We start from the raw sequence: 8,449 nt of genomic DNA, 5'->3' as shown, positions 1-8,449 counted from the left end.
TTGATATCAGTTGGATCGAGCATCGTATAATGGACGTTATGGCTAAATCGGGCGCCGGGGCTGCGCGATTGTCCCGGCGCCCGATTCTGGCTGGTCGCCGCGAGTACCATAACGTCCGGTACATTATGCGAATCCCCAAGATAATTATCGAGGGCGTTCTCCCAGTGTCAGGGTTGCTTAAAAAACAGAAAAACGCTTAGAAAAAATAACGCAATGAAATCAGGGCCTTGCTCGATAATATGGGGCTGTTGCTACGGCCCTATCGTGAAAAAAACATACATTAAAAAAATAATGCGCTTGGGTGCTCTTTCGTGGTTTTGACATTCTCCTGTAAGGCTCAGAGAATTATTACACTCTGTCGGAATCACTAGCGCTGCCTTTGGAATTTGCTTTACTCCTGCTTAGAAAAACGCAGCATGCTAGCGGAGAATAGATGGGCGTCCGGTCAACGCTGATCTTAGTCAGCAGCAGCTAGACATTCATTCCACAGTATTCGTAAGTGCCGCCGCGGTGAACAACCCAGTGGCAGCCTTCTCGACCAAAGTGGTAATCAGATTTCTTACGACGCTTGCATGACCGTTGTCTCGCAAAGATGTTACGGTGGCGCCCCCGTTGCGTGCAGGGCTCTGAGCCAGCGTGACTGGGGCAGACTGTTACTCCCCCAGGTTAGCTATTCAGCTTGGCCGTTCACGCAGCGTGCTTTGCAGAAGCCCCTCTAAAGTCTCGGCTTTGTCCTGCACGAGAAAGCATTCGGCGGACAACGTCATAGGGTGCACACCTAGCCGTTTGGCAAGCTCACACGCCTTTCTCACTTTTTTGGTGCCTCGCTCAAGCGAGCTGATGTAGGTGCGACTACTAACGAGGCCGAAATCTTCCTGAGTCAGGCCCTGGCGCAATCTGATTCGCTTAAGAGCAATGCCGAACGCTTCTGTCATTTCCATTTCGGTACACCAAAAGGGAAAGATGAAGCCTGCATGCAGCCTTTAGGGCTACAATCTATAGACTGCACTCCTTGGACGTCAGAGCATGGATTCACAATGCAACTCGGTGGCCGTCGCCGTCACATAACCTGTTCTACAGCTATCAGGTGCGATGGATATACATCGCTTGAGTACTGCCGATGAGCTGGACGACCTGGTTCACCAATGCCGTCGCCGGCGTTCGGAGACAACCCTAGTGGCTCTCCATTTGGTGGTTTCCCCCACTGTTTCGGGGCTTTCCTCGTGGACGTCTATCCCGATCATCGAATTGCTTCGTGGGTACGTTTTGACGAATCAGAGTGTGATCAGAGACGTTTTTCTGTACCGCTTGGCGTCTGGCGAAATCCGCGACGAAGATTTCGAGGTAGTAAAAGGGGAAGTACTGTCTACGTCTGTGGTTTACCGGGATCTACCAGGGCCGCGGTACATTGACCTTAATGGTCATCATCACGAATTTCACAGATGGTTATCGCCAGTGATCGTAGAGATGCACGTGGGGGTGCCTTACTGATCTATGCAATATCCGATAATCACCAGACCCGGATATTGCACATTTAGCAGAGTGGGCTGACCAGGCCGCGATCCAGGCGGGCTGCATTAACTGTTGGGCAGCACGCCTTACGGCGGCCATCCAAGTCAGAAAATTTAGACAAGCTGATGCGCAGCTTTCGCGTCCGTCTTCTTGATGTGCTCTCCGATTTCGTGACTTCTCGCTGCGCTAACGCTTCGATGGTGGTTTCACCGGCTAAGGCTTGCAAGCGCGCCAACCTAGCTTTACTCATCCATACGATACAACCCTTCCCCAAGTTGCCGCTTACCCTATGAGTGCAGGCGAGAATAGGCAGAGTACAAAAGGCCCAGCACGACTGCCGTCTCTGGTCGATGGCGCGCCGAACCTTCAGGCGTGTCTCACTGCGCACGGTCTCCGGCTGATTCAGGCAGCGCGACACCGTCATAGGTGCGACTCCCGCCAGCCTCGCCACATCGCCTAACGTAACGCCGCGACCGTTGTTGTCCGGTTTCTTGCCTGCCATTGTCTGTCCGTTTTCCCGACTGTTAAGCCCCAAGATTCAGGGCGGATCGTATCAGCCGGGTGGTCAGTGAAGCGAGCGTGCCGCAGCGCTTGCGCGACACGGCTCCGATCCTCAGGCGCTCAATGCCTTATCGATAGCGTCGGTCAGGCGCGAATCATCTGCCGCCACGTCAGGGGCAAAACGACCGATGACCTTGCCGTCGCGGCCGATCAGAAACTTCTCGAAGTTCCACAACACTTCCTGTGGGTCGCCGCTTTCGATGCCGTAGCCTTTGAGGCGCTCGCGAAACGGACCGTCGCCGGTGGCCAGAGGCTGGGCAGCGGTCAATTCGTTGTAGAGCGGATGTTTGTCGGCGCCGATGACCGATATTTTCGAGAACAGCGGAAAATGCACGTCGTATGTGGTCGAGCAGAACGACTGGATTTCGCTGTCGCTGCCGGGCTCCTGCTCCTTGAAGTTGTTCGCCGGGAAGCCCAGGACCTCCAGGCCCTCGGCGCGCTTGCTCTGATACAGCGTCTCAAGCCCTTCGTATTGCGGCGTCAGACCGCACTTGGACGCCACGTTGACCACCAACAGCACCTTGCCCTGGTACTGGCCCAGGTTACTGGAAGTGCCGTCGATCTGTTTCAGCGGGATGTCGTACAGCGAATTGGCCATGCCTGTCTCCTTGAAAGGTTTTTCTAGTTTTCATGTCGTCGCACACCTTAGCGCAATAACGCGCTTTAGAGCGTACGACCGATAATTTCCTTCATGATTTCCGAGGTGCCGCCATAAATACGTGCGACACGGGCATCGACCCAGGCACGGCTGATCTTGTATTCGCTCATGAACCCGTAACCGCCGTGCAGTTGCAGAAACTCATCCAGCAGCTTTCCTTGCATCTCTGAACCCAACAGCTTGGCCATCGCGGCAATCTCGGGCGTCAGCTCTCCACGCATGACCTTTTCCAGGCAGTCATCGACAAAAACACGCAGCATCGTTGCCTGTGCCTTGGCTTCCGCCAGTTTGAAACGGGTGTTCTGGAAATCCAGTACCGGCTTGCCGAAGACCTTGCGCTCGCGGGTATAGGCGATGGTTTCTTCCAGCAGAGTGTCGATGGACTGAGCCGCACGAATGGCGATGATCAAACGCTCCCAGGCCAGTTGATGGGTCAGGTATTTGAAGCCCATGCCCTCCTCGCCCAGTCGGTTAGCGACCGGGACGCGGACCTGATCGAAGAACAGCTCCGAGGTGTCCTGGCCCTTGAGCCCGATCTTCTCCAGCAGACGCCCCTTGGCAAAGCCGGGACGGTCCTCTTCCACGCAGATCAGGGTCAGTTCTTTCGCCGCCGGATCGAGCTTGGTCGCTGTCACCATCAGCCCTGCATTACCGCCGTTGGTAATGAAGGTTTTCTGGCCGTTGACGATGTACTCGTCGCCCTCTTGGCGCAGCGACGTTCTCATCGAGCGCAGATCGCTGCCGATGCCGGGCTCGCTCATGGCAATCACACCGATCAGCTCGCCGCTGACCATCCGCGGCAGCCACTTGTGTTTCTGCTCTTCGCTGCCATAGGCCACGATGTAGGGCGTGACGATCTCCGAATGGGTGGTGAACCCAACCGCCGTTGCGTTTGCGCGCGCCAGCTCTTCGATCATCACCGCCGAATGGCCGAAGTCACCACCCGAGCCACCGTACTCCTCCGGCACGGTGGAACACAGCAGACCGGTTTCACCGGCCTTGAGCCAGAGTTCCTTGGGCACGATGCCGTTTTTTTCCCACTCATGCAGGTAAGGCACGACTTCCCGCTCGACGAAGCGTCGGGCCTGGTCCCGGAACATGTTGTGATCTTCACGAAAGACACGGCGCATGACTGTTCTCCCCATCCACTCTTATTGTTGTCTGATTATTTATCGTGGTAGTTGGCGGTTCGCTTCTCGACAAACGCGGCAACCGCCTCTTCGTGGTCCTCGGTGTGGTGAGCGATGGACTGATACGCCGCCGACAATTCCAGGAGTGAGTCCAGGCGCATGTGCTGGCCCTCACGCAGAAGCCGCTTGCACAGTCGCAAGGCGTGGCCGGGGTTGCTGGCAATGCGCCTGGCCAACGCCTGGGCTTCCGCTTGCAGGGTTTCGTGCGTGCAGACCTGTTCCACCAATCCCCAGTCCAATGCTTTTGTCGCATCGATGGTGTCGCCGGTAAAGGCCATCAGGCTGGCTTTGGGGATGCCGATGATGCGTGGCAACAACCAGGCGCCGCCATCACCGGGCACGATGCCCAGGCGCACGAAACTCTCGGCGAAGAGCGCACTCGGCGACGCCAGGCGGATATCGCACATGCAGGCCAGGTCAAGCCCGGCACCGATGGCCGGACCGTTGACCGCCGCGATCACCGGAATGTCCAGTTCGTAGAGCGCCAGTGGAATGCGCTGGATGCCGTCCCGATAGGTATCGCGCAATTCATAAGGAGAGCCGGCGAAGATCCCGCTGCGCTCACGCATGTCCTTGACGTTGCCACCGGCGCAAAATGCACTGCCATTGCCGGTCAGTACCATCACCCTTGCCGAGCGGTCGCGACGCAGGTCCGCGCACAGTTGCACGAATTCCTCTATCTGCCCGGGCGTGGTCAGCGCGTTGCGCGTATCCGGATGATTCATGCGAACGGTCACGACGGCGCCGTCGCGTTCGATTTGCAGAAATGGGCTCATGCTGATGCTCCAATGGCGCAATCTTGGGTCAGTAACGGCCAGAACCCTTCCCCACCCACCGCGCAGACCTGCGCGCCGATCTGCTGACTCCAGCGAGTGGCAGAGCCGAACTCACCGCGCCAGGCCCATAACCTTCGGCTATACAACTGCAAGGCGTACTCCTGAGTGAAGCCAATCGCGCCATGTACCGCGTGAGCGATGTTCGCGCATTGGGTAGCAGCGTCTGCGCTCGATACCTTGGCAACGGCAACGGCAAACCAGTTCAAAGCCTGATCCGACTGCACGAATGCCGCTTCGGCTGCGCTGTTGGCTGCCGCGGTCTGTTCGGCAAATACCGCGAGTTGCTGCTGAATCGCCTGGAACGCTCCGATGGGCTTGCCGAACTGATTGCGCTGACTGGCGTACTCGCTTGTCATGTCCAGCAAACGGGTCAAGGCGCCTGCGATCTGCGCGCTGCGAATCAACGCGCCGCCGACCTGGAGCACATCGCTGCTCAGCCCATTGGGCAGCGGCGCACTGTCCAGTACCGTGGCATCGGTAAAAAACAATGCATCTCTGGGTTCTCCAGCGACGTTCAGGCTTTGTTCGATGGCCTGGGCCTGCGCACGCTCGAGTACCACCAGGCTTGGCCCGCCGCCGGGGGTATCGGCGATGGCGAGGACCGACTGAACGTGGCGCCCCCACGGCACATCGCGCAACACACCGCTGACTCTGCCAGCAGCCAGCGTCAATTGCGCACTGGCGGCAAAACTCAGGCTGCCGGTCTGTGGCTCAAGGCCGCAGCGACCCAGCAGCCAGTTGGCCAGCAGCGCCTCGGCCAATGGCAGCGGCACGGCAAAACGCCCGGCAGCCCGTGCGATGACATAAAGGTCCGCCCAACCCGCGTCGGCTCCGCCCAGGGATTCGGGGGCAGCAGCGACGGTGAAACCTGAGTCTTCGATGGCTTCCCACAGTGCTGCGGACCACCCGCCACCATCGCTGGCAAGTACGGTTTCAATGTCCGAACCGTCGGCCAGCAGGCGTTCGATGGTCGATTCAAATAATTCGCGCATGATTATCGCAACCCCAGGCCACGGGCGATGATCCCGCGAAGAATCTCGCGGGTGCCGCCACGCAATGAGAAAGAAGGCGCCATCTGCGTCAGGTAGGCCAGAACCTGTGCGTGATCACTGCCGCCGCGCTGTCTGGGCTCGATGTCCAGCAGTCGCTGCGCGAGCTCGGGAATCTCCTGCTCGAACGCGTTGCCCAAATCCTTGACGCACGAAGCGGCCCAAGCCGGATGAGCGCCCTCGGCCAATTGCGCGGTGACGGCCAGCGACATGTTGCGCAACGTTGCCAGCCTTGCGGTCAAGCGACCGATTTCTGCTGCTTGCAGGGCATCGGGCTGAGTCCCGATGGCGTCGATCATGGTCTTGATCAGGGCCATGGAACTGAGAAAACGCTCGGGACCGCTGCGCTCGAACGCAAGCTCGGCCGTGACCTGCTCCCAACCCTTCCCCTCGCTGCCGATCAGGGTGTCATCGGAAAGATAAACATCGTCAAAGAACACCTCATTGAAATGCTCGCCACCTGCCAGATCGCGTATTGGCCGCACAGTGATGCCCGGCAAGCGGAGATCGACGATGAACTGCGACATGCCTTCATGGCGCGCGGTCTGTTTATCACCGGTGCGCAGCAAGGCAATCATGTAGTGGGAATGATGGGCGTTGGTGGTCCAGACTTTCTGTCCGTTGACCCGCCAGCCCTCACCATCGCGGCTGGCCGTGGACTTGATCGAGGCCAGGTCCGAACCCGAGTTGGGTTCGCTCATGCCAATGCAGAAGTAGCTTTCACCCCGGCAGACGGCAGGCAAGTAACGGTCTTTCTGCGCATTGCTGCCGAACTTGTTGATCAGCGGCCCGCTCTGCCGGTCGGCGATCCAGTGCGCGGACACCGGGGCACCGGCAGCCAGCAACTCTTCGCTGATCACGTAGCGAGCAAAAAATCCGGCCTCTGACCCGCCATATTCCTTGGGTAACGCCATGCCGAGCCAGCCCTTGCTGCCCAGCGCCTTACTGAATCCGGGGTCGAAGCCCATCCACGACTGCGCGCGAAGTGCAGGTGGATAATCGGCCAGGGTCTGTGCGAGAAACCCGCGCACCTCGGCGCGCAACGCTTGGGCCTCAGCAGGAATCGTGCTGTAACTAAATTCATTGATGGCCATGAATGCTCTCGAAAACTGGACACGCAGAATGCCGATGGCCTATCCGGCCAACGCCACTGAAAGGCGGCGGCCACTTCCAGCAAGTGCGTGGCTTGCCGGAAGTGGTCGTCGTGCGTCAGAGCGCCGTGCCAGCGTCCGCTTTTTCGAACATGGCATTGATGTCGCCGGAGGTGACAGGCCGGCCATCTTCACGCCCGTGGTCTGCGCCGCCAAGTCCCAGCGCGGGTTCGACCTTCACGTGGGTGGCCTGAGCGCGCAGCGCGCCAACGGTGCAGTTTTCACGGCCCAGAATGGCGAACGGATCGTACGAGAACTCACGCATGGCATTGAGGTGAGTCAGTTTATTAATGGTGTGTTCCGGCAGATGTTTCAGGCCATCCCACGCGGTCTCCGGCGACTCAGGCCAGGTGCAGTCAGAGTGCGGATAGTCGCTTTCCCAGGTCACCATGTCCTCGTTCATGAAGCTCAGGTTCTGCAGGCCGAACTTGTCTTCGATGAAGCAGGTGATGATGTGCTTGTGGAAGATATCACTCGGCATCTTTTCGCCGAAGTTAGAGTTGGTCCAGGCCTTGTGGTGGCGATGGGTGAAGTCGGCCCTTTCGAGCAGGTACGGAACCCAGCCGATGCTGCCTTCGGACAGCGCCATACGCAGATCGGGGAATTTCTTCCACATCGGCGCCCAGATCCAGTCGGCCGCGGAGTTGGCAATGGAGATCGGCATGGAGGTGATCCACGCATCGATCGGCGAGAGGTCGGAGGCATGATTGGCCTTGACGCCGGTGCCGATATGGCAGCAGATCACCACCTTGTTGTCGGAGCAGGCCTTCCACAGCGGATCCCAGTAGTCACTGTGAATCGATGGGTAGCCGTGGATCGCCGGGTTATCGGAGAGCGACAGCGCGTGCACGCCCTGCCTGGCCATGCGATTCACTTCTGCGGCGGCGGCCTGCATGTCCCACCACGGCACCAGCATCAGCGGGATGAAGCGACCTGGCGCAGCGTTGCACCAGTCATGCAAATGCCAGTCGTTATAGGCTTGAATCGCTGCCAGCGACACATCGCGATCAGCGTGCATCTGAAAGCGTTGCCCGGCAAAACCAGGGAACGTCGGGAAGCACAACGAGCCGAGCACACCATTGGCACTCATGTCATCGACGCGGTCCTTGATGCTCCAGGTACCAAGGCGCATCTGCTCGTAACCCAATGGCTCCATGCCATATTCTTCTTTCGGACGCCCGACCACCGAGTTCAGGCCCATGTATCCGGTAGCCTGTTCCTCGAATACCCAGACATCGCGATCGCCGGACTTGACCACATGGGGTTCGCGGCCCTTGAAGCGCACGGGCATGTGACGGGCGAATGCGTTCGGCGGCTCGATGGCGTGGTCGTCGACGCTGACGAGAATCAGATCTTCAATTTTCATTGTTCTTCCCTTCGTAACGGGTTGTTTGTTGTTGTGTCTGAATCATAGATCACACTCCCGCTAAATTAAACACTTTATTTGATTGTGTTCATATAAATTCAGATGAAACGCTATTTCGGCAGGGCG

Annotated in this window: 8 protein-coding genes; all 8 read right to left on the bottom strand. The window is 58.4% G+C overall.

All coding sequences use genetic code 11. The annotated features are described in order from the left end of the window. Positions 1-674: 674 nt before the first annotated feature. The 8 genes from ACRER8_RS06575 to ACRER8_RS06540 all read right to left on the bottom strand — a co-directional run bounded on the left by ACRER8_RS06575 (position 675) and on the right by ACRER8_RS06540 (position 8,323). Complete coding sequence (locus ACRER8_RS06575; protein WP_431745539.1) at positions 675-941, bottom strand: helix-turn-helix transcriptional regulator; 267 nt, start codon at positions 939-941, stop codon at positions 675-677. Between the two features lie 593 nt (positions 942-1,534). Beyond that, the gene (locus ACRER8_RS06570; RefSeq protein WP_431745538.1) at positions 1,535-2,014 is read right to left on the bottom strand and encodes a LacI family DNA-binding transcriptional regulator; all 480 of its coding nucleotides are present in this window, start codon (positions 2,012-2,014) and stop codon (positions 1,535-1,537) included. Between the two features lie 111 nt (positions 2,015-2,125). Further along, the gene (locus ACRER8_RS06565) at positions 2,126-2,671 is read right to left on the bottom strand and encodes a glutathione peroxidase (protein ID WP_431745537.1); all 546 of its coding nucleotides are present in this window, start codon (positions 2,669-2,671) and stop codon (positions 2,126-2,128) included. A gap of 65 nt (positions 2,672-2,736) precedes the next feature. Beyond that, positions 2,737-3,861 (bottom strand): acyl-CoA dehydrogenase family protein, encoded by a 1,125-nt coding sequence (locus ACRER8_RS06560; protein ID WP_431745536.1) that lies wholly within the window; start codon positions 3,859-3,861, stop codon positions 2,737-2,739. 35 nt (positions 3,862-3,896) lie between these two features. Next, positions 3,897-4,697, bottom strand: a complete 801-nt coding sequence (locus ACRER8_RS06555; protein ID WP_431745535.1) for a crotonase/enoyl-CoA hydratase family protein — start codon at positions 4,695-4,697, stop codon at positions 3,897-3,899. Next, positions 4,694-5,749 carry an acyl-CoA dehydrogenase family protein gene (locus tag ACRER8_RS06550; protein WP_431745534.1) on the bottom strand — a complete coding sequence of 352 codons (1,056 nt, stop codon included), beginning with the start codon at positions 5,747-5,749 and terminating at the stop codon, positions 4,694-4,696. Before ACRER8_RS06550 ends, ACRER8_RS06555 begins: the two co-directional genes overlap by 4 nt. Positions 5,750-5,751: 2 nt before the next feature. Further along, the gene (locus ACRER8_RS06545) at positions 5,752-6,900 is read right to left on the bottom strand and encodes an acyl-CoA dehydrogenase family protein (RefSeq protein WP_431745533.1); all 1,149 of its coding nucleotides are present in this window, start codon (positions 6,898-6,900) and stop codon (positions 5,752-5,754) included. A gap of 115 nt (positions 6,901-7,015) precedes the next feature. Continuing rightward, positions 7,016-8,323 (bottom strand): amidohydrolase family protein, encoded by a 1,308-nt coding sequence (locus ACRER8_RS06540; RefSeq protein ID WP_431745532.1) that lies wholly within the window; start codon positions 8,321-8,323, stop codon positions 7,016-7,018. Positions 8,324-8,449: the final 126 nt, after the last annotated feature.

The organism is Pseudomonas sp., assembly GCF_050739935.1.
Taxonomy (GTDB): domain Bacteria; phylum Pseudomonadota; class Gammaproteobacteria; order Pseudomonadales; family Pseudomonadaceae; genus Aquipseudomonas.
This window is presented reverse-complemented; position numbering and strand designations above follow the sequence as displayed.

Bases quoted from the DNA above. Each gene is read 5' to 3' on its own strand.
- ACRER8_RS06575 (WP_431745539.1), bottom strand. From the start codon at position 941: ATGGAAATGACAGAAGCGTTCGGCATTGCTCTTAAGCGAATCAGATTG.
- ACRER8_RS06570 (WP_431745538.1), bottom strand. From the start codon at position 2,014: ATGGCAGGCAAGAAACCGGACAACAACGGTCGCGGCGTTACGTTAGGC.
- ACRER8_RS06565 (WP_431745537.1), bottom strand. From the start codon at position 2,671: ATGGCCAATTCGCTGTACGACATCCCGCTGAAACAGATCGACGGCACT.
- ACRER8_RS06560 (WP_431745536.1), bottom strand. From the start codon at position 3,861: ATGCGCCGTGTCTTTCGTGAAGATCACAACATGTTCCGGGACCAGGCC.
- ACRER8_RS06555 (WP_431745535.1), bottom strand. From the start codon at position 4,697: ATGAGCCCATTTCTGCAAATCGAACGCGACGGCGCCGTCGTGACCGTT.
- ACRER8_RS06550 (WP_431745534.1), bottom strand. From the start codon at position 5,749: ATGCGCGAATTATTTGAATCGACCATCGAACGCCTGCTGGCCGACGGT.
- ACRER8_RS06545 (WP_431745533.1), bottom strand. From the start codon at position 6,900: ATGGCCATCAATGAATTTAGTTACAGCACGATTCCTGCTGAGGCCCAA.
- ACRER8_RS06540 (WP_431745532.1), bottom strand. From the start codon at position 8,323: ATGAAAATTGAAGATCTGATTCTCGTCAGCGTCGACGACCACGCCATC.